Origin of the sequence: Desulfospira joergensenii DSM 10085 (assembly GCF_000420085.1) — a bacterium.
Taxonomy (GTDB): Bacteria; Desulfobacterota; Desulfobacteria; order Desulfobacterales; family Desulfobacteraceae; genus Desulfospira; species Desulfospira joergensenii.
The window spans coordinates 587,342-605,953 of record NZ_ATUG01000002.1; the positions used below are offsets into that span (position 1 = coordinate 587,342).

General features: G+C 52.6%; 17 protein-coding genes and 1 riboswitch. Of the genes, 6 read left to right on the forward strand and 11 right to left on the reverse strand.

The features are described 5' to 3' along the window. Position 1: 1 nt before the first annotated feature. Together cobT and thiC are read right to left on the reverse strand one after the other, a co-directional pair. Entirely contained in the window at positions 2-1,063 is a 1,062-nt protein-coding gene (gene cobT / locus F608_RS0115040; protein ID WP_022666478.1) for a nicotinate-nucleotide--dimethylbenzimidazole phosphoribosyltransferase, read from the reverse strand. Beyond that, entirely contained in the window at positions 1,060-2,373 is a 1,314-nt protein-coding gene (thiC, locus tag F608_RS0115045) for a phosphomethylpyrimidine synthase ThiC (RefSeq protein ID WP_022666479.1), read from the reverse strand. The genes cobT and thiC overlap by 4 nt, the downstream gene beginning before the upstream one ends. 87 nt (positions 2,374-2,460) lie before the next feature. Beyond that, positions 2,461-2,622, reverse strand: a riboswitch (cobalamin riboswitch). Positions 2,623-2,801: 179 nt separating this feature from the next. Here thiC and F608_RS32125 point away from each other — a divergent pair. Continuing rightward, entirely contained in the window at positions 2,802-3,503 is a 702-nt protein-coding gene (locus F608_RS32125; protein WP_022666481.1) for a flavodoxin family protein, read from the forward strand. 32 nt (positions 3,504-3,535) lie between these two features. On the opposite strand, the gene F608_RS32130 is transcribed toward F608_RS32125, so the two are convergent. From F608_RS32130 to mobB, 4 genes are all read right to left on the reverse strand, one after another. Further along, positions 3,536-4,627, reverse strand: coding sequence for a GGDEF domain-containing protein (locus tag F608_RS32130; RefSeq protein WP_022666482.1), 1,092 nt, complete (start codon positions 4,625-4,627; stop codon positions 3,536-3,538). A 179-nt stretch (positions 4,628-4,806) separates the two neighbouring features. Continuing rightward, the gene (locus F608_RS0115070) at positions 4,807-5,385 is read right to left on the reverse strand and encodes an HDIG domain-containing metalloprotein (protein WP_022666483.1); all 579 of its coding nucleotides are present in this window, start codon (positions 5,383-5,385) and stop codon (positions 4,807-4,809) included. Positions 5,386-5,660: 275 nt separating this feature from the next. Next, positions 5,661-6,548, reverse strand: a complete 888-nt coding sequence (locus tag F608_RS32135; protein WP_022666484.1) for a hypothetical protein — start codon at positions 6,546-6,548, stop codon at positions 5,661-5,663. After that, complete coding sequence (gene mobB / locus F608_RS0115080; RefSeq protein ID WP_027362792.1) at positions 6,545-7,057, reverse strand: molybdopterin-guanine dinucleotide biosynthesis protein B; 513 nt, start codon at positions 7,055-7,057, stop codon at positions 6,545-6,547. The genes F608_RS32135 and mobB overlap by 4 nt, the downstream gene beginning before the upstream one ends. A 385-nt stretch (positions 7,058-7,442) precedes the next feature. On the opposite strand from mobB, the gene F608_RS0115085 reads away from it, so the two are divergent. Beyond that, complete coding sequence (locus tag F608_RS0115085) at positions 7,443-8,363, forward strand: helix-turn-helix transcriptional regulator (RefSeq protein ID WP_022666486.1); 921 nt, start codon at positions 7,443-7,445, stop codon at positions 8,361-8,363. Here F608_RS0115085 and F608_RS0115090 read toward each other — a convergent pair. Both F608_RS0115090 and F608_RS0115095 read right to left on the reverse strand, forming a co-directional pair. Continuing rightward, complete coding sequence (locus F608_RS0115090) at positions 8,360-9,112, reverse strand: anaerobic ribonucleoside-triphosphate reductase activating protein (RefSeq protein ID WP_022666487.1); 753 nt, start codon at positions 9,110-9,112, stop codon at positions 8,360-8,362. The two genes, F608_RS0115085 and F608_RS0115090, sit on opposite strands and share 4 nt — an antisense overlap. 5 nt (positions 9,113-9,117) lie before the next feature. Next, positions 9,118-11,208, reverse strand: coding sequence for a ribonucleoside triphosphate reductase (locus F608_RS0115095; RefSeq protein WP_022666488.1), 2,091 nt, complete (start codon positions 11,206-11,208; stop codon positions 9,118-9,120). Between the two features lie 181 nt (positions 11,209-11,389). Here F608_RS0115095 and F608_RS0115100 point away from each other — a divergent pair, with 181 nt between their 5' ends. Beyond that, on the forward strand, positions 11,390-11,632 hold the full coding sequence (locus tag F608_RS0115100) for a hypothetical protein (RefSeq protein ID WP_022666489.1): 243 nt from the start codon (positions 11,390-11,392) through the stop codon (positions 11,630-11,632). Here the strand turns inward: F608_RS0115100 and F608_RS0115105 are convergent. Beyond that, positions 11,629-12,198 carry an NUDIX hydrolase gene (locus F608_RS0115105; RefSeq protein ID WP_022666490.1) on the reverse strand — a complete coding sequence of 190 codons (570 nt, stop codon included), beginning with the start codon at positions 12,196-12,198 and terminating at the stop codon, positions 11,629-11,631. The two genes, F608_RS0115100 and F608_RS0115105, sit on opposite strands and share 4 nt — an antisense overlap. A gap of 90 nt (positions 12,199-12,288) precedes the next feature. On the opposite strand from F608_RS0115105, the gene F608_RS32140 reads away from it, so the two are divergent. From F608_RS32140 to F608_RS32145, 3 genes are all read left to right on the forward strand, one after another. Then, the gene (locus tag F608_RS32140; protein ID WP_022666491.1) at positions 12,289-13,560 is read left to right on the forward strand and encodes a response regulator; all 1,272 of its coding nucleotides are present in this window, start codon (positions 12,289-12,291) and stop codon (positions 13,558-13,560) included. 234 nt (positions 13,561-13,794) lie between these two features. After that, on the forward strand, positions 13,795-15,360 hold the full coding sequence (locus F608_RS0115120; RefSeq protein WP_022666493.1) for an SDR family oxidoreductase: 1,566 nt from the start codon (positions 13,795-13,797) through the stop codon (positions 15,358-15,360). Positions 15,361-15,532: 172 nt separating this feature from the next. Continuing rightward, positions 15,533-16,963, forward strand: coding sequence for a response regulator (locus F608_RS32145; protein ID WP_022666494.1), 1,431 nt, complete (start codon positions 15,533-15,535; stop codon positions 16,961-16,963). Here the strand turns inward: F608_RS32145 and F608_RS34925 are convergent. Together F608_RS34925 and F608_RS0115135 are read right to left on the reverse strand one after the other, a co-directional pair. Beyond that, positions 16,960-17,667, reverse strand: a complete 708-nt coding sequence (locus tag F608_RS34925) for a lysophospholipid acyltransferase family protein (RefSeq protein WP_022666495.1) — start codon at positions 17,665-17,667, stop codon at positions 16,960-16,962. The two genes, F608_RS32145 and F608_RS34925, sit on opposite strands and share 4 nt — an antisense overlap. Next, on the reverse strand, positions 17,664-18,551 hold the full coding sequence (locus F608_RS0115135) for a diacylglycerol/lipid kinase family protein (protein ID WP_022666496.1): 888 nt from the start codon (positions 18,549-18,551) through the stop codon (positions 17,664-17,666). The genes F608_RS34925 and F608_RS0115135 overlap by 4 nt, the downstream gene beginning before the upstream one ends. Positions 18,552-18,612: the final 61 nt, after the last annotated feature.

Below are 18,612 nucleotides of genomic sequence, written 5' to 3' on the forward strand. Positions count from 1 at the left end.
ATCATTGAACGTTGGTGATCCCGACTTCTTCAAAGGTCTTGATATCGGCCAGAATCCGGGTGGAGAGGTCCAGAAGTTCCATGCAGACCGCCGCCCCTGTCCCTTCTCCCAGCCTGAACTTCAGATCAACCAGGGGTTCCAGTTCCAGGTGCTCATGCATGTAAACATGGCCGGCCTCCACGGATCTGTGGCTGGCAAATAGATAATTTTTTGCAGCCGGGGCCAGTTCACAGGCAATCAGGGCTCCGGCAGTGGAGATCAGGCCGTCACAGATGACCGGAATGCCCTTGGCGGCCGCACCCAGGACCAGACCGGCCAGCCCCCCGATTTCCAGCCCTCCGACCTTGGACAGTACGCCAATGGGATCCCCGGGGTCGGGCCGGTGCAGGTCAAGTCCCCGTTGAATCACCCTGATCTTGTTGGCCAGGGTCTGGTCGTCAATGCCTGTTCCCCGGCCGGTGAGCTTTTCAACTTCAATCCCGGAAAAAGCCGCAATTATGGCCGATGAAGGGGTGGTGTTCCCAATGCCCATGTCCCCGGTTCCCAGAATATCCACTGCTTTCTTTTGGTTGAGTTCATTGATGATTTCAATGCCCGCCTCAATGGACAGGACCGCCTCTTCACGGGTCATGGCCGGTTCCCGGGTGAAATTGGCCGTGCCGTGCCTGACTTTTTTATGGAAGATGGGCAGATCCGGTTCAAAATCATGGGCCACCCCGATATCCGCCGCAGTTACCTCGGCATGGGCATGTTTGGCAATGACATTGACCGAAGCCCCGTTGGCGGCAAAGTTATAGACCATCTGGGGGGTGACCTCGGAGGGGAAAAGACTGACCCCTTCCTCCACCACCCCGTGGTCTCCGGCACAGGTGACAATCTGCTTGTTCTTTAAATGGACGTCAATGCATCCCTTGATCCCGGCCAGCCGGGCCGAGATCTCCTCCATCATCCCCAGGCTGCCGGCGGGCTTGGCCTGGTTGGCCAGCCTGTCCCTGGCCGCGTTCAGGGCGTCCTCGTCAATGGACGGGCGGATGGATGAAAGGGTATGATCGAGTAAGCTCATGCGGATTTCCTCTTGTCCTTAATATCTTTTTCAAAGATCTCCATGCCCTTTTTCATGGCGCAGAAATCCCCGCACATGGTGCAGGTTTTTTTCTCCGACGGGGACCGGCTTTCCCGGATCTGCCGGGCTTTTTCCGGAAAGAGCAGATATTTTTCCAGGTCGTCCCAGCGCATGTCCCTGCGGGCCATGGCGGCCTGGCGTTCGTTTTCCCGCCGGTCCGGGTACTTGGAGATATCCCCGATGCGGGCGGCCAGCCGGGTGGCCCTGACCCCTTCCCTGACATCTTCCACATGGGGCAGGGCAAGGTGTTCCGCCGGGGTGATGTAACAGATCAGGTCTGCGCCGAACCGGGCCGAGCTGGCCGCTCCGATGGCCGCGGTAATATGGTCGTATCCGGCTCCGGTGTCACAGGGAATGGGGCCCAGGACATAGTAGGGGGCATTGCCGGACATGCGTTTTTCCAGCATAATATTTCCTTCGATTTCGTCCAGGGGCACGTGGCCCGGACCCTCCACCATCATCTGGCATCCCTGGTCCCGCCCGATTTCGGCCAGTTCGCAGTTGATGATCATCTCTGCCATCTGGGCCCGGTCATGGCTGTCATGGATGGCTCCGGCCCGGATTCCGTTGCCCAGGGAGAGAACGGCATCATATTTTTTCATGAGGGCGCATACCCGGTCAAATTGTTCGTACAGGGGGTTTTCCTTTTTGTTGATATCCATCCAGGCCACCATATAAGTCCCTCCCTTGGAGGCGAGTCCACCGTAACGGAAACCCTGTTTTCTCAGGCGGTCGATGGTGTACTGGTTGATGCCGCAGTGGATGGCCATGAAACTCAGGCCGTCCTCCAGCTGCTGTTCGATGAGGTCGAAGAGATACTCAGGATCCAGTTTGCCGGGATTCTGATGTTTCCGGATGGTCTCCTTAAAGGCCTGGTAAAGGGGAACATTTCCCACGGGCAGGTCTGTGGCGGAAAGAACGGCTCTCCGGACCTGGTCCAGGTCCCCGTCGGCAGACAGCTCCATGAGGGTGTCTGCCCCCTCTTCCTGGGCGGCCTTGGCCTTGTCCACTTCAAAGGAGATGTCGCAAATGTCTGAAGAGGTTCCAATGGAAGCGTTGACCTTTGTTCTCAGGCCTGTACCGATTCCGGCAACCCGCTGGAATTTCCGGTTGGGATTGCAGGGGATGACGATTTCCCCCTTTGCCACATGGTCCAGGATAAACTCTTCGGTGAGGTTTTCGTCCCGGGCAAGAATCTGCATTTCCCGGGTGAGGATGCCTTTGCGGGCGTTTTCAAGCTGTGTGGTCATAGTGTCCTCGCTATGCCTTATGTCCTGCAGAAACAAAAAGGTCCTGCAGAAACAGAATTTCTGCAAAACCCTTTGCCATCAGGTTTTCCACCAAGCTTTCCCCTGGCACGTCTTCTGACTTCCGGCCTTAAATCCGTCTTAGCCTTCCCGAAATCCAGTGGCCTAGTTAAAACAGATATTTCCGGTTACAGCGGCGGGACCGTCAAGGCGTTTCACCTTGTTCCGTTTGCCGGGGACTTCCTAAGTTCAGGAAATTATATAACCGGGCAGATGGGACAAGTCAAGACCTGTTTTTCTTTAAATCCATGGCGAAAAATAATTGTCGGTTCATCCTCATATTCTTCTGACAATCCTTCCATGGACGGATTTTACAAAAAAGGGTATAGATCAAACGGGGTTAATCTGTTGACAGGTGAAAGGAGAAAAAAATGAAGATCTTAGGAATTTCCGGAAGTCCGCGAAAAGAGGAAAAATCAGGAACCTTTTCTCTGGTTCAAACCGTCCTGGAGAACACCGGCCTCGACTATGAACTGGTTTCACTGAAAGGCAAAACCATATCCGGATGCATTGCCTGTCTGGGGTGTGTCAAGGATAATATCTGCAAGGTGGAGGATGATCTGACACCCATACGGGAGAAGATCGTTGAGGCCGACGCCTATGTGTTCGGGACGCCCAATTATTACTCCACGTTGAATGCGGTTTCCCATGCCTTTCTGGAACGGTTCTTCCAGTTCCGGCACCAGACCGGGAATACCCTCTGGGGAAAACTGGCCGTTTCCGTGGGCCTGGGCGGAACCATGGGCCAGGCACCGGCAGATGATATTGAGCGGTTTTTCCTGTACAATTTTATCGAAACCATTGCCAAGGTTACGGGCCAGGGGGCGGCATCCTGCTACAGCTGCGGGTTCGGGGAAACCTGCCAGGTAGGGATCCCCCTCATGCTCCACGGGGAGGGAGTCAAGATCGCCCCGGACATGATCCCGGATGTGAGAAAACAGGATGAGGTCATGGCCTCGGCTGCCCGGGCCGGAAAGCTTTTGGGGGAACGTCTGAAGGGGAGTCATGACCGGATGAAGGTGACCCAGGCCATGCAGGAAAAGATGATGGCCCTGTTGGGTGAGTCCGTCTGAAAAATTGATCCGGTAAGAAAAGTGTGAAAAGCCTAAACAGGCCCGGGGCAGGTCTTAAACCCATCTTCTTTTGAACAGGTCTCCCTGGTCACACAGACCTTGAACAGGCCGGGCATGACCGTGTTCCGGCCGTTGAGCTTGGCCTTGTAGAGCATGGTGTCGGCATCCTGGATCAGCATGGTCATATCCTTGTCCGGGGTCAGCTCGGAAACCCCAAAGCTGGCCGTCACACGGATCAGGGAATTGTCAAAGGGCAGGCAGAGATTTGAAATTTCAGATCTGAGCCGGTCTGCCAGATCCATGGCCTTGGTTTTCCCGGTTTCGGGCAGGATGGCGATAAACTCCTCCCCGCCGTACCGGGCCAGGATATCTCCCTGCCTCATGCTCTTTTTGACCAGGCCGGCCACCTGTTTGAGGACCATATCCCCGGCCAGATGTCCGTGGGTGTCATTGATTTGTTTAAAGTGGTCCAGGTCAAACATGAACAGGGAAAGGCTGTTTCCGTGGCGTCTGGCATTGGCCAGGTTACGGGTGAGCTGGCTTTCAAATTCCCTGCGGTTGTAGCACCCGGTCAAAGGATCGATCACGGCCGCATTTTTAAGGTTTTCCATCTTCAATTGTTTGGACAGGGCCGTTGCACATCCCTGGAGAATGAGATTCACCATCTCATCGTGAAAGGGGTAGAATTTTTTTTGGGGCAGCATATAGAGCCTGGCATAACAATTTTCTTCCTTGAGTTCATAAAAGACCAGGTCGTCCATGCCGAATTCTTCATGAATTTCATGGGGATCAAAATTGTGGTTGATATAGGTCAGGTCTTTTGTCCCCTCAAGATGGAAGTCTTGGACGATGATGTCTTCAATGGATTTTTTGTACATCCTGGGGTCGAGCCAGACTTCCACTCTTTCTTTTTTTTTCACGGCAAAGGCAAAGAGCCGGTAGTCCAGAATTTTCTTGAGGCAGGAGGCCACCTCATTGATGATTTCAGTGGAAGAGTCTTTTTGATTCAGGGCGACAATGTGGCGGGTCAGCCTGGCATGGTCAACCTGCCGGGTCTTCTGGCCAAAGGCCAGTGAAAGCAGGGCCAAAATGCGGGCGGATACTTTTTCAATTGTCTGGTTCATGGATTTTCCTATTCACAAATATGTCCACCCTATGAATAAGCAATCGGCATGCCAGACAGCTCTATTTTAAATTTATCTTATAATTTCAATGTATTGAAAAAAACAGATGTTTTTATCTCCCTTTAACCTGGAAAAATTTGCAGGGTTCCTGATTTTGTCTTGTCAATTTTTTGACGGATCTATAAATTCCCTTTCAGGCCGATCTCCTCCGCCACCGGCCGCATGCCGGCAATCACTTCGGTGATCAGGTCTGACAACTCCATGTCAAGGAATCCGGCTCCCTTGAGTATGACCTCCCGGTCCACGCCCGCAGCAAAAGATTTGGTCTTGAATTTCTTTTTCACAGACTTTGCCTTGATGTCCAGGATGCTTTTTGACGGCCGCATCAGGGCGGAACTGGCCACCAGGCCCGTGAGTTCATCTATGGCATACAAAGTCTTTTCAAGGAGGCTTTCCGGTTTGACATCGGAACAGATTTCCCAGCCGTGGCTGACAACGGCCCGGATGTACTCCTCGGGCCAATGGTGTTCTTCAAAGAGTTCAACACATTTCTTGCAGTGTTCCTCCGGGTACATCTCATAATCAAGGTCATGGACCAGGCCGATAACTCTCCACTTTTCCTCATCTTCCCCGAATTTACGGGCAAAATGTCCCATCACGGATTCCACGGCCAGGGCATGTCTGATCAACCCCTCTTTTTTATTGTACTTCTTTAGCAGTTCAAGGGCATCATTTCTGTCAGGTATCTGGTCGGACATGGCTGTTGTTCCTTAATTTGCAATTGTTAAGATGGTATTTTAGAGGCACCCTATAGCCAAACGCTTTATAAGTCAAGAAAAGGGCTCAGCCCTGATTCACCATCAAAGCACCACCTTCTTCGTTGCTCTCAGTCGCTCCTCCCTGCGGAGTATGAGTTATACACCTCACTCGTCACTCCCTCGGCGCCTTGAATCTGGCACTTTGCTGGTGGCCAGGGGAAAAAGCAAAACCTTGGGGATTTCAAAAAACTGTGAAAGTAGACGGTGGATTTGGGTCAGGGAAGAAACGGCCGGGCATCGGTTACGATGATCACCCGGCATTCCTTTAAAAAAACATGCCGTTCCCTGACCTTTTCCACCCTTTTTGCATCGGTCATGCTGATAATGATGGAAGTATCTTCTTTTCCTGATTTTCGCAGCCCCTTTAATATCAGGGGATTGGATCCTATCCGCTTGTGCCCCGAGGCCCTGTCCATATCGCAGATATAGATGCAGGCTCCGTATTGGACGGCAAATTCACGGCTGATATAGAGGGAAGAGTAAATCTCCTTTCCCTGCTCGCTGACGATGACCGGATAGAGGACCGGTTCAACCGAGAGCCCCCTGGCATCCAGAATCAGTCCGGTATAGGGGACCTTGCCCATGGGTGTCTGAACCGGCAGGGCTTTCTCCAGATTGATCTTGGGGATCTGCCGGATATCATCGGGCAGAACAAGCTGGAGAAGTCCGCCGAATATACTGGTTTCGATGGCCACCTCCACATCCAGGGCAGAGGTATAGGTCTGGCGAATGGTTATGGCATCCCTGGCTGTTTTCTCGATTCCGGCCAGGATAACGTCGTTCTTGGAGGCGTATTTGTCCACGCTCAAATTATTGTAAATTTTTATCTGCTTGAGAATTTCAATGATGTGCCAATTGGCGTCAGCCCTGGCAGATCCGGGAACGGATTCGATATCCCCTTCTTTATTCCCCTTTGGAGCGGCCCTGCCCAGGGCGGTGATTTTTCCCGTACTCCAGTTGATCTTTCCGTTGTCAAAGAGAGTCATGCATTGGGAATCTTCCGGGAAAGTCTCCTGGGCCATGACCGGACACCCGGCAAAGAGCAGGATCAGGCCCGCAGAACATGCCCCCAAAATATCTATGAAGGGCTGAATCCGGATCAAATCGTCTCCCTGTGCGCATGGGAAAGGTGGAGCTTTTCGATAAAAGAGGCAATGGCATCTATCTGGTCAAGTCCGAACAGGGGGACATCCGGACTAAAGTCTGAATCGGTTACAAAGGCGATGAGGTCCGGACTGTCCAGAAACAGGGGCCGGTCATAATCGCCTCCTTTCCTGAAAATTTCTATTTTTGGCAGATGCTCCTGCTTCAGCCCTTCCACCAGGATGATATCCATGTCCCCGAGATAGGCCTCAAGTTTTTCCAGGGCAGGGCGGCGGTCATCTTTGACCAGGGCGGCCTTTGTGCCTGTGACGATAAGTGCTGCACTGGCCCCGGCATTTTTATGGCGCCAGGAGTCTTTTCCCTCTTTGTCTATTTCAAATCCGTCATGGGCATGCTTGACCGATCCGATTTCATATCCGCGGCGGGTGAGTTCCGCGATGAGTTTTTCCATAAGGGTGGTCTTGCCGGCATTGGATTTTCCTGCAATGGATATGATTTGGGGTTTCATGGGCCTTGATTCATTCATATGGATTAATTTTGCTTAAAATAGTGTTCCCGTCGGGTAAAGTCAAGGCGGGCACCAGGGTTCGCATATAGACTTCCACCATGCGGCAGGCAGGTAAGGGGGCTGGAACGGGATATGCCGTCCAGACAGCCCCATGGATGGGAATCTGTTGGCGGCATCCTTGGACCCGGCCATGGACAGGCCGGAGAGAATGCAGTGAAGGCCCCTTGCCTGCCATAATTTTTATGGGCAGTGGCCCTGGGTTGAGCCCGGTTTTGGCTTGCAAAGGCCCCATAAGATGTGTATTAATCTTCTATATATATTTTTAAGATCGAATCGTGTTCAACAATAACCTTAAGATCGTCACAGGATTTACGAAGGGGGAGCCATGGGTGAAATGTTGACTACCAGAGAGGTAGCCAAATTTTTAAATGTGAATGAAAAAATGGTTTATTCTCTGATTGCCGAGAAAGGGCTTCCCGCCTCCAAGGTTACCGGTAAGTGGATTTTTCCCATAGACCTTGTCCGCCAGTGGGTGGAAGCCGGGACCGAGAATTTTCCCATGACAGCCAAACTCCCCCCCTACCACGGGCTGGTTCTCATTGCCGGCTCCAATGACCTTTTAATGGATAAGATCATTGCCACCTTTAACCTCAAGCATGAAAATCATATAGCCATGTTCGGCATGTGCGGTTCCATGGGGGGGCTCCAGGCCCTTCGCCACGATCTCTGCCATATTGCCACCTCCCATCTTGTGGCGGACAATGAAGAGTATAACTTTCCATTTTTAAAGGACAAGCAGGTCCCGGCGGTGGTCAATTTCTGCCAGAGGGAACAGGGCCTGATCATTGAGAAGGGAAATCCAAACCAGATCCGGTCTGTCAAAGATCTGGAAAATCCAAAGATTAAGATTGTGAACCGTTTCCTGGGAACCGGTACCCGCCAGCTTTTTGACAGGGAACTCAAGGCCGCCGGCATAAACGGAGAGGGACTTCCCGGGTACAATCACACCCTGGCCCGGCATATGGATGTGGGGCTTGAGGTGCTGAGGGGCAATGCCAGTGCAGGACCGGGCATCCGGACCGTGGCCAGTATGCTGGGCCTTGATTTCATCTCCTTTGGCTGGGAGCGGTTTGATCTTCTGATCTCCAAGGACCGGTTCTTTGACCAGGGGATCCAGTACTTTCTTTCCCTTTTAAAGGGCAAGGTCATCCAGGAGGCGGCCCAGTCTTATGGAGGGTATGATCTCTCCTTTACCGGGAAGATGGTCTACCCGGAGCCGAATCCGGAAGATTCCGGAGACGCCTAACGGATCTCAAGGGATGTGACGGCCCCGGAGACAAGATCTCCCAAAGCCCGGATCTCTTCAGGAGAGAAAAAGTGGCGGTCATCTTTCAGAAATTCAGGGGTCAGGACATGGACGTCCCTTGAGCAGTTCTGGAGAACGTATTTTTCGGCTCCCCGGATCATCCCTGCAATCTTTTCCATAATCTTTTCCGTGACAAAGGGGCGGACGCAGGTGGTTCTGAACTCATACCCCGGACTCTTTTCCATGATCAGCCGGATACTTTTCTCTATTCTGTCCAATACGTTATCCTTTTCCGATTTCCCCTTTGCAATCCGGGGATAGCTGTCCGGGCCGGTCTTGATGTCCATGGCCGTATAGTCCACCAGCCTGTTTTCAAAAAGCCGGGCCAGAATAGCGGGCCGGGTGCCGTTGGTGTCGAGCTTGACCCGGTATCCCAGTTCCCGGACCCTTTCAAGAAAGGCAGGAAGTCCGGGCTGGAGCGTAGGCTCTCCTCCGGTGATCACCACCCCCTCAAGAAAGGCTTTCCGCTTTTTAAGAAAAGAGAAAATCTCTTCCGGATCGATCTGCCCCGGGCCGGGGACCCCCGGTTCTCCTCCGGAATTGGAGCCGGTTCCCTTTACGGGGCCGGCAGCCAGATCCGGATTGTGGCAATAGGGGCAGTTGAAATTGCACCCGGAGGTAAAGACCACACATGCCAGGGTTTGGGGGAAATCGATCAGGGAGTTCTTCTGAAATCCGCCGATGTTCATGGATTCTAGGCCACGGTATATGTCTTGCGCATGGTAAATTCGGTCTGTTTGCCGTTGTTCCACTGGCCCACCGGCCTCAGGTATCCCACCACCCGGGAATAGATCTCGGTATCTGACTGGCAGCAGTCGCATTTTTCATGCTCTCCGGCAATATACCCGTGGGAGGGGCAGACACTGAAGGTGGGGGTCAGGGTGAAATAGGGCAGTTTGAAACTGTTGGACACCCGGTTGACCAGGTCCTTGACGATCTTTGTATCCTTGACTTCCTCGCCCAGGAAAAGGTGCTGGACCGTTCCTCCCGTGTATTTGGTCTGGAGCCCGTCCTGGAGTTCCAGGGCTTCGAATATGTCGTCGGTATAGTTGACCGGCAGATGGGTGGAGTTGGTGTAAAAAGGGTCGCAGCCATTTTTGTATTCTTCCTCGTTGGCGCAGACGATGTTCTTGAATTTTTTCTTGTCCAGGTTGGCAAACCGGTACGTGGTTCCTTCTGCAGGCGTGGCTTCCAGGTTGAATATCTCATCGGTTTCGTCCTGGAGCTTTTCGATCCTTTTCCGGATATGATCCATGACCCTTACGGCAAAGGCCTGGCCCTGCTCCGTGGCGATTCCCTGATCCATGAAATTTACGCAGGCCTCATTCATTCCCAGGATGCCGATGGTGGAAAAATGGTTGCGCCAGTAAACCCCGGTGCTCTCCTTGATTTTTCTCAAATAGAACTTTGAATAGGGGTACAGGTCTCCGTTGGTGAATTTTTCAAGGATCTTTCTCTTGATGCTCAAAGAATCGGCAGAGATCTGGATGAGAAGGTCCAGCCGCTCAAAGAAATCAGCCTCATCCTGGGCAAGGTAGCCTATCCTGGGAAGGTTCAGGGTCACCACTCCGATGGATCCGGTCAAAGGGTTGGCCCCGAACAGGCCTCCGCCCCGTTTCCTCAGCTCCCGGTTGTCCAGCCTCAGGCGGCAGCACATGGACCGGGCGTCTTCAGGGTCCATGTCTGAATTGACAAAATTGGAAAAATAGGGGATTCCGTATTTTCCGGTCATCTTCCAGATATTCTCCAGGTTGGGATTGGACCAGTTAAAGTCTTCCGTAATATTGTAAGTCGGGATGGGAAAGGTAAAGACCCGGCCCTTGGCATCCCCTTCCATCATGACCTCTGCAAAGGCGGCATTGATCATGTCCATCTCTTCCTGGAACCCGGCATAGGTCTCTTCCCGGTATTCCCCGCCGATGATGATGGGGGAGTCTTTCAGGGTGGAGGGAACGTTCAGGTCCATGGTAATATTGGTGAACGGGGTCTGGAAACCCACCCGGGTGGGGATATTGATGTTGAAGACAAATTCCTGGAGGGCCTGTTTGACCTCTTTGTGATTTAATTGGTCTTCCCGGATAAAAGGGGCCAGGAGGGTGTCGAAATTGGACATGGCCTGGGCCCCGGCAGCCTCTCCCTGGAGGGTATAGAAAAAATTGACAATCTGTCCCAGGGCGCTTCTGAAATGTTTGGGCGGTGAGGATTCCACCTTGCCGGCCACCCCTTTGAACCCTTCCATCAGAAGGTCCTGGAGGTCCCAGCCCACGCAGTATACGGATAAGAGGCTCAGATCATGGATGTGGATGTCCCCGGAGTAATGGGCATCCCTGACTTCGGGGGGATAGATCCGGTTGAGCCAGTACTCGGCTGTGATATCGGAAGAGATATAGTTGTTGAGTCCCTGGAGAGAGTAGCTCATATTGGAATTCTCCCGGACCTTCCAGTCCATCCGGCTGATATAGGACTCCATGAGACCCACGTTTTCCTTTATGGCGATTTTACGAATCTGATTATGCTGCTCCCGGTAGATGATATATGCCTTGGCCGTCTTATAAAACGGAGAATCCAGAAGAACCCGCTCCACAATGTCCTGGATCTCTTCAACTTCGGGTACCGGCCCCAGCTGGAGATCACGGGTCAGGGTCAATACGCGCAATGTCAGTCTTTTGGCTTCCCTGCCGTTGAATTCTCCGGAGGCCTCACCGGCTTTTTCCAAGGCATTGGTAATTTTTGAAGAGTCGAATTCAGCTACCCGTCCGTCCCGTTTTTTAATTTGTTCAAACATCCATCCACCTCTTGAAATCTGATTGAAATTAGCCTATCTTACATCTGCGCAGGAAAAGGAAGATTATCCCCTGCAATGCCAGGTCTAATCTATATGTTGTTGTTTGTCAATAAAAAAAATCTATATATTGTGGTTTTTGACCGGATCTAACATAAAATGAATACAAGAAGTTTTTGAGTCTATGCAGCTTGATCAGAATCCATATTTTAGAAAAGTCATAACCCCCTGGTATGATTCAAATTTTGCCTGCTGGGTCCTGATTGTTTTCATGGTCCTGGTATTTTTCTTTGCCCTGTCCGGAATGGGCGTGGCCTCGGTTCAGGCCCAGGAACACGCCTGGTTTCCCGGGCTGCTGGCATTTTTATCCTTTTATCTTGTGTTGAAGGTCTTCTTCAGAGTAAAGCAGAGAAACAAGAACAACTAGTGTTTCATTAAAATCTCAAGAAGATGGAACAGGATCTTGGCGGTTGCGCCCCAGATCACGACGTCTTTATAGGGATATGTCAGATCCATGATGTTGGGCCGGGTGATGTGATATTTTTTTTTCCGGTGGACCCGGATCAGGTAATCCAAGGGGATGGTAAATATCCGTGAGATTTCCAGGTGATCAAATTCAATCCTGTCTTTCTGGTTCCAGACACCGGCAAACGCCTGAATATCCCTGTTGTTGATGGTTTGAAAATGGCCCAGGGATCCGATAACCTCAACATTTTCCGGCCGGATATCCAGTTCTTCCCGGACTTCCCTCAGGGCGGTTTCAAGGGAGTTTGGATCATCCTTATCCCGGTGGCCGCCGGGAAAGGCCATCTGGTTCCGCCAGGGATATCCTTGGGTGTCTGCCTTCTGGATGAAGAGCAGTTCCGGACTCCTGTCGAACATGAAAAGAGCCATGACGCTGGTGGGCCGGTAGACTTCGGGGTCAGGTGCAAGGGGGTGGTCCGACAGTTCCACGGCAGATCTGATTTTAAGAATATACTCTTCCGGATCCATTTTCCAGGAAAATGCCTTTTAAAATGGTTGAAAAAACTTTAAAACGATACAGGGAAGTACCCGCCTTGTCAAACCCGTCAGGAGCCTGGAATGGAAGAAGACAAAAATTCAGGGTCAGAAGAGAAAACACTCATCCTTACCATTGACGATGAAGAGGCCTTAAGGGAAAGTTTTTCAGACTTTCTTTTGGATCGCGGATATGAAGTGATCCAGGCGGCCGACGGAAAGGAAGGCCTGGAGATGGTTGAACTCCACCAGCCGGATCTGATCCTGTGCGATCTGCGCATGCCTGAGATAGACGGGCTCGAGGTGGTCAAAAGCGTGGCTGCAGACCGTCCGGACACCCCCATCATCGTGGTCTCAGGCGCCGGGGTCATGGAAGACGCCATGGAAGCGGTCCGCCTGGGAGCCTGGGATTATCTTGTCAAGCCCATCTACAATCTGAACATTCTTCTCAAGGCAGTGGAAAAGGCATTTGAGAGGGCCGAACTCATCGCCCGCAACCGGGCATACCAGGTCCATTTGGAAGAGCAGACCCGGAAACTGGCCCATGAGATCAAAGAACGCAAAATGGCCGAGGAAGAGCTTGTCCGGTCGGAAAAACTGGCCGCTTTGGGGGACCTGGTGGCCGGCGTGGCCCATGAGATCAACACCCCTGTGGGGATCGGGGTTACGGCGGTTTCCCATCTCAACGACATCACCGCCAAGTTTAAGCGTCTGTTCTTGGCCAATGAAGCCAAAAGATCGGATCTCGAGGTTTTTTTGGAAGAATGTGAAGAGGCCTGCAGTGTGACCATGGCCAATTTGAGGCGGGCCGCCAGGCTGGTGTCCAGTTTCAAAAAGGTGGCCGTGGACCAGACCAGTGACGAAAAGCGGGCCTTTGAGATGGAATCCTATTTCAGGGAGATCCTCTTAAGTCTCCGGCCCAAGGTAAAAAAGACAAATCACGAGATCCTTCTGGACTGCCCTGAGCCCATCACCATTGACAGTTATCCCGGGGTGTTTTCCCAGATCATCACCAACCTGGTCATCAACTCTTTTCAGCACGGGTTTGATGGGGTGGAAAGAGGGATCATCCGGATCTCCATCCACAGGGAGGGGAAAATGATCCAAATCCGGTACACGGATAACGGCCGGGGTATGGAGCCGGACCAGATCGAAAAAATTTTTGACCCTTTTTTCACCACAAGACGGGGCCGGGGCGGAACAGGCCTGGGCATGCACCTGGTGTACAACCTCGTAAAGGACAGACTCAAAGGGAAAATCGAATGCAGGAGCACCCCTGACCAGGGGACTGAGTTTATCATCCAGGTTCCGGAGACCCTGAAATCAAATCCGGATGACTCCGGGCCGGGCAAATGAAAAGAGTGCCTGTATTGACAAACCATTTTCACCGAATTATGATGCCGCGGTTTTTGGATGAAGGCAGAATTTGAGGATGTGCATCGTGAAAATGGGGGATGGGTTTGCGCCGGACATGGAAAGTTCTTTCTTTTACAATCAGCTCAATGAAAAAGTCTGCCAACACATGAACCCCTGTTTTGATCCGGTGCTCAGGGAAGTGAGCCGGCCGTCGTTCAAAACAGGGGAATTGCCATGACCCGGGACAAAGAGGGTTTGGATGATGATCCCCGGGATATCCTGAAGGCCGTTCAAAAATGTATCCCTGTCCTGGAGAGGATCGTAAGCCAGTCCGATCTGCTGGCCCGCCTGCCGGAATCTGACCGGATCGCCCTGATCCGGGCCGCCGGAAAAATATCCCGGCCGGATAAAGAGGAGATCAAAAAACGGAACAAGGATAAAAAACGGCAGAAACGGGCGGCTATTGTGGAAAAGGAAAAGCGGCTGCGGGCCGGGACCGGGATCCGAAGGGCCAGGGAAGCCTCGGTCTTTACGGCGCCCCGGCAGATTCCAGGTCCTGCCCTCCGGGACCGTGAAACAGCGGACAGGTATCTAAAAACCCCCCGCAATTGTTATGTGTGCAAGGCCGAGTTTACACGGCTTCATCATTTCTACGATACCATGTGCCCGGAATGCGCCGAGTTCAACTATCAGAAACGGTTTCAGACGGCCTCTTTAAAAGACAGGGTCGTTTTAATTACAGGCTCCAGGCTCAAGATCGGTTACCAGGCCACATTGATGATGCTCAAAGCCGGGGCCCGGGTCATTGCCACCACCCGTTTCCCAAAGGACTCTGCCCTGCGCTTTTCCAAAGAACCGGATTTTTCAGACTGGGGTCACAGGCTTCATATCTACGGGCTGGATCTCAGGCATACCCCCAGTGTGGAGCTCTTCTGCGATCATATCGAGCAAACCTGGGCTCGCCTGGACATTCTCATCAACAACGCCGCCCAGACGGTTCGGCGGCCCCCGGGTTTTTACGCCCACCTCATGGAAAATGAAACAAAGGACACGGCCCGTCTGCCCGGGCAGGCCCAGACCCTTTTGGACCAATACCAGACCTGTATTTCCCGGCTGGGAAACGGTCAGAACCCCCATGTCGGAAAAGAAAAGGCATTGCCCGTAACCTGGCAGTCCAATGCGCCCGGAATGGGTTTGCGCATGCCGGCCCAGCTGTCACAGATCCCCTATTCTTATGACCATTCCCTGGACCAGGCCCAGGTTTTCCCGGCGGAAAAACTGGATGCCGACCTCCAGCAGGTGGACCTTCGGAAGACCAATTCCTGGCGGCTGAGGCTGGGAGAGATCCAGACGTCGGAGATGCTGGAGATCCAGCTGGTAAACTCTGTGGCGCCCTTTGTCCTGTGCAACCGGCTGATCAAGGTAATGAAAAAAGATTTCACAGGTCAGAAGCACATCGTCAATGTTTCGGCCATGGAAGGCAAGTTCCTGAGGTTTAAAAAAGGCTCCCGGCATCCCCATACCAATATGGCCAAGGCCTCCCTGAACATGCTCACCCATACGGCTGCCGACGATCTTGCCAAATACGGGATCTATATGAATGCCGTGGACACGGGATGGGTCACCGATGAGGACCCGGCCGAACTGGCCGATGAAAAACGGGAGCGCCATGATTTTCAACCTCCCCTGGATATAGTTGACGGGGCCGCCAGGGTCTGTGATCCGTTTTTTCACGGCATCCTCACGGGAAAACACTGGTGCGGCAAATTCTTAAAGGATTTTTTCCCCATCGACTGGTAAATTCCTCAATAATACTGAAAATGGTTTTCTTTTTTAGTGATTTATTGACTTTGGAATTGGATTTATGCAATTACATTGCAGTAAAAAATTCCGGCAACGGCCGGCAATGTGCTGCCGGGCCGGATAAGGGAGCAGGAAAAAACCGATAAAGGGATTTTTTTGGGGAGAAGGCATGGCCAAACATCAGATTCTCATTGTAGATGACAGCCGGATGATGCGTAATGTCATCAAGGAACACCTGGCTGGATTTGATTGTGACACCATGGAGGCCATAGACGGGGAAATGGGGCTGGGCCTGGCCCGAAAGGCCCATTTCGACCTGATTATCACAGATGTGGAAATGCCCGGTAAAGACGGGATTGAAATGTGCCGGGATCTGAAAGCAGACCCTTCCACCCGGGGAATCCCCATTCTGATTATCTCTTCCTTTGACTCTGAAGCGGATATCCACAGGGGATTTGAAGCCGGGGCCTCAGCCTATCTGTCAAAAAAGGATGTTTTTGACCAGCTCTACTCTTCCGTGGAAGCCATCCTATCCAAATCCGTTTTCAACAGTTCCAAACAGATTCTGGCGGTGGATGATTCCTTTCTGATCCGGCATCTGGTGGAGACCGAACTCTCCAAGTCAGGCTATCGGATTCTGACCGCAAATAACGGTCAAGATGCCTTGGAAAAGATGGAGACGATCCATCCGGACCTGATTCTTTCAGATATCGACATGCCGGTCATGAACGGGTTTGAATTCTGCGAGGCGGTTAAGGGTCATGACCGGTTCAAGTCCATCCCCTTTATCGTCATGAGCACCAACTCCGACCGGGGCCATATGCAGCGCATGCTCAGAAGGGGGGCCCAGGCCTACCTGGTCAAGCCCTTTAACATGGATCAGCTCACCATTCTGGTGGACAAGATGCTGTCCGATCACTTTATCATGCTGCTCAAGGACCGGGAAAACCTGGATTCGGAGCGGCGCATGATGCTGTCTGCCATCACCAGCCTGGTCAATGCCCTGGAAGCCAGGGATTCATATACCAAGGGGCATTCCACGGCAGTGGCCGGGATTGCAGCGGCCATGGCAGAACTTTCCGGGGCTTCCAAAGAAGAGGTCCGGACCGTCCTCATCGGCGGCCACCTCCACGACATCGGCAAGATCGGCATCAGCGATGCCGTGCTCCTGAAACCCGACCGCCTTACGGAACAGGAGTTTGCCTATATCAAGCAGCATCCCGATATCGGAGCCAATATCCTTTCCCCCATTGACAGCCTGGGCGATATCGTCCCCATGGTCCGGTGCCACCATGAGCGCATGGACGGCAAGGGATATCCTGCCGGGCTCAAGGGATCAAAGATCCCTCTCTGGGCAAGGATTACGGCCGTGGCCGACACCTTTCATGCCCTGACCTCCAACCGGCCCTACCGCACGGGCATGAAGGTGGAAAACGCCCTGCAGATCATTGAAGATGTCAGGGGAACCCAGCTCTGCCCTGACTGTGTAGACCTGTTTCTGCAATGGATTGGACAGGATAATTCCAAAAAAATCGAGGAATGGGATGAAACCGGCTCTTTCCAGGGCCAGATGCTGCTTTCCGATTCCCTGCCGGTTTAACTTTCTTTGGCAAGTTTCTGGATTTTTTCAAAGATGAGATCCCTCAACTCCTCCGGGGACAGGGAGGAAACCTCTTCAAAACAGACCGGCTTTCCAATGTGCACCTCCACCTTGCCCGGATTTAGGAGAAACCCGCCCCGGCACTGGAAGTCGCAGAGCCCCCTGATGCCAAAGGGCAGAATATTTGCCCGGGTGTTCATGGCCAGGTGAAACGGACCTTTTTTAAAGGGGCCCATCTTCCCGGTCCGGGTCCTGTGTCCTTCGGGCAATACGGCAATGGACAGCCCGGCGGCCAGGGTTTTTTCGGCCTGTTTCAGGCTCATTTTGGCCTGTTCCAGGTTGGATCGCTGGATGGGGATGCATCCCCATTTCCGGATCAGATGCCCCCAGACCGGTATGGAAAAGTGATAGGCCGCCTCCACCCCGGTAAAGACCAGGGGAACGGCCGAGGGGATTACAAAGAGATCAAACAGGCTCTGGTGATTTCCCATGATCAGGTAGGTCTTTGCAGGATCGATATTCTCCCTGCCCCTTACCTCAAGATGGATGCCCATGAGCCGGATTTGAACGGAAAAGAGACGCCTGGCCAGGGCAAAGGTTTTTTCCCGGGGCAGGGCCGTCAGGCAGAAGGCGAGAATCAAAAAGGAGATCAGAAAAAAGGTTATCCCCACGGTCCATAGAAAAAGAGAGAGTAAAATTCTCATGACAATACTCTCAAATGCTGGGGAAGGACTTCAACGGTTCCGGGCGTGACGCCCATGATCTCCCCGTCCGGCAGCAGGGCCTTGGACGGAAAGGTCTTGATTTCAAGCTTTTTCCCCTGGATGCAGGATACCTCCTTCATCCGGATATGGGTTCCCGAATAGATCCTGGGCAGGGACCCTAAAAGTTTCCTGCGGGTTAAGGGGCCTGCAATGACGATATCCATCAGTCCGTCGTCGATTTCGGCCCCTGGGGCCATGAGCATGCTGCCGCCGGTATACCTGGAATTGCAGATTTCAACAAAGCAGCCGGGCCCGGAAAAAGGCTTGCCGTCCACTTTCAATTCCATGTGAAAGCTGGAGAGGGAGGCGGTCCGGTGAATGACGCCGATCAGATAGGAAAGATCGTGGAAAACCTTGAATCGTTCTGCGGTCACGGCCACATCCGTGACAAATCCCAGGCCCATGAGGTTGATAAAATAAAAGCAATCCTTTCCCCGGGAAAACCGGAGCAGATCCACCGGCCTGGGCCTGTTCCTGACTATGGCCTGGATACCCTGCTCCAGGGTGAGAAGTTCAAGATCCCGGGCAAAGGAGTTTCCCGACCCGGAGGGAAGGAGAGCCAGGGGGGGCAGTTGATCCGGCCTGTGGGCCGAAAGCAGGCCGTTGATCATATGAAAACTGGTTCCGTCCCCGCCCATGGCGGCAACGGCACCATATGCGCCAGGATCCAGGTTCCGGGCAATTTCGGCAAGATGGCCCTTGAACCGGGAAATAAAGATATCCGATTCAATGCCTTTCCCTTCCAGAGCTCTTTTTACCATTGAAAGGCGTTTTCCGGTTCTTTTGCCTCCGGAAAAAGGATTTACCACCAACGCGATTTTCATAAAAAAGATCTATTCTCCTGAAAACCGGTCCAAGTCAAATCTTGGATAATTTTGAAGTAGG

Coding starts and splice junctions, on each gene's coding strand:
- F608_RS0115085 (WP_022666486.1), top strand. CDS start 7,443: ATGGGTGAAATGTTGACTACCAGAGAGGTAGCCAAATTTTTAAATGTG.
- F608_RS0115090 (WP_022666487.1), bottom strand. CDS start 9,112: ATGAACATCGGCGGATTTCAGAAGAACTCCCTGATCGATTTCCCCCAA.
- F608_RS0115135 (WP_022666496.1), bottom strand. CDS start 18,551: ATGAAAATCGCGTTGGTGGTAAATCCTTTTTCCGGAGGCAAAAGAACC.
- F608_RS0115095 (WP_022666488.1), bottom strand. CDS start 11,208: ATGTTTGAACAAATTAAAAAACGGGACGGACGGGTAGCTGAATTCGAC.
- F608_RS32140 (WP_022666491.1), top strand. CDS start 12,289: ATGGAAGAAGACAAAAATTCAGGGTCAGAAGAGAAAACACTCATCCTT.
- F608_RS0115120 (WP_022666493.1), top strand. CDS start 13,795: ATGACCCGGGACAAAGAGGGTTTGGATGATGATCCCCGGGATATCCTG.
- F608_RS32145 (WP_022666494.1), top strand. CDS start 15,533: ATGGCCAAACATCAGATTCTCATTGTAGATGACAGCCGGATGATGCGT.
- F608_RS34925 (WP_022666495.1), bottom strand. CDS start 17,667: ATGAGAATTTTACTCTCTCTTTTTCTATGGACCGTGGGGATAACCTTT.
- F608_RS0115070 (WP_022666483.1), bottom strand. CDS start 5,385: ATGTCCGACCAGATACCTGACAGAAATGATGCCCTTGAACTGCTAAAG.
- F608_RS32125 (WP_022666481.1), top strand. CDS start 2,802: ATGAAGATCTTAGGAATTTCCGGAAGTCCGCGAAAAGAGGAAAAATCA.
- F608_RS0115105 (WP_022666490.1), bottom strand. CDS start 12,198: ATGGATCCGGAAGAGTATATTCTTAAAATCAGATCTGCCGTGGAACTG.
- mobB (WP_027362792.1), bottom strand. CDS start 7,057: ATGAAACCCCAAATCATATCCATTGCAGGAAAATCCAATGCCGGCAAG.
- thiC (WP_022666479.1), bottom strand. CDS start 2,373: ATGACCACACAGCTTGAAAACGCCCGCAAAGGCATCCTCACCCGGGAA.
- cobT (WP_022666478.1), bottom strand. CDS start 1,063: ATGAGCTTACTCGATCATACCCTTTCATCCATCCGCCCGTCCATTGAC.
- F608_RS32130 (WP_022666482.1), bottom strand. CDS start 4,627: ATGAACCAGACAATTGAAAAAGTATCCGCCCGCATTTTGGCCCTGCTT.
- F608_RS0115100 (WP_022666489.1), top strand. CDS start 11,390: ATGCAGCTTGATCAGAATCCATATTTTAGAAAAGTCATAACCCCCTGG.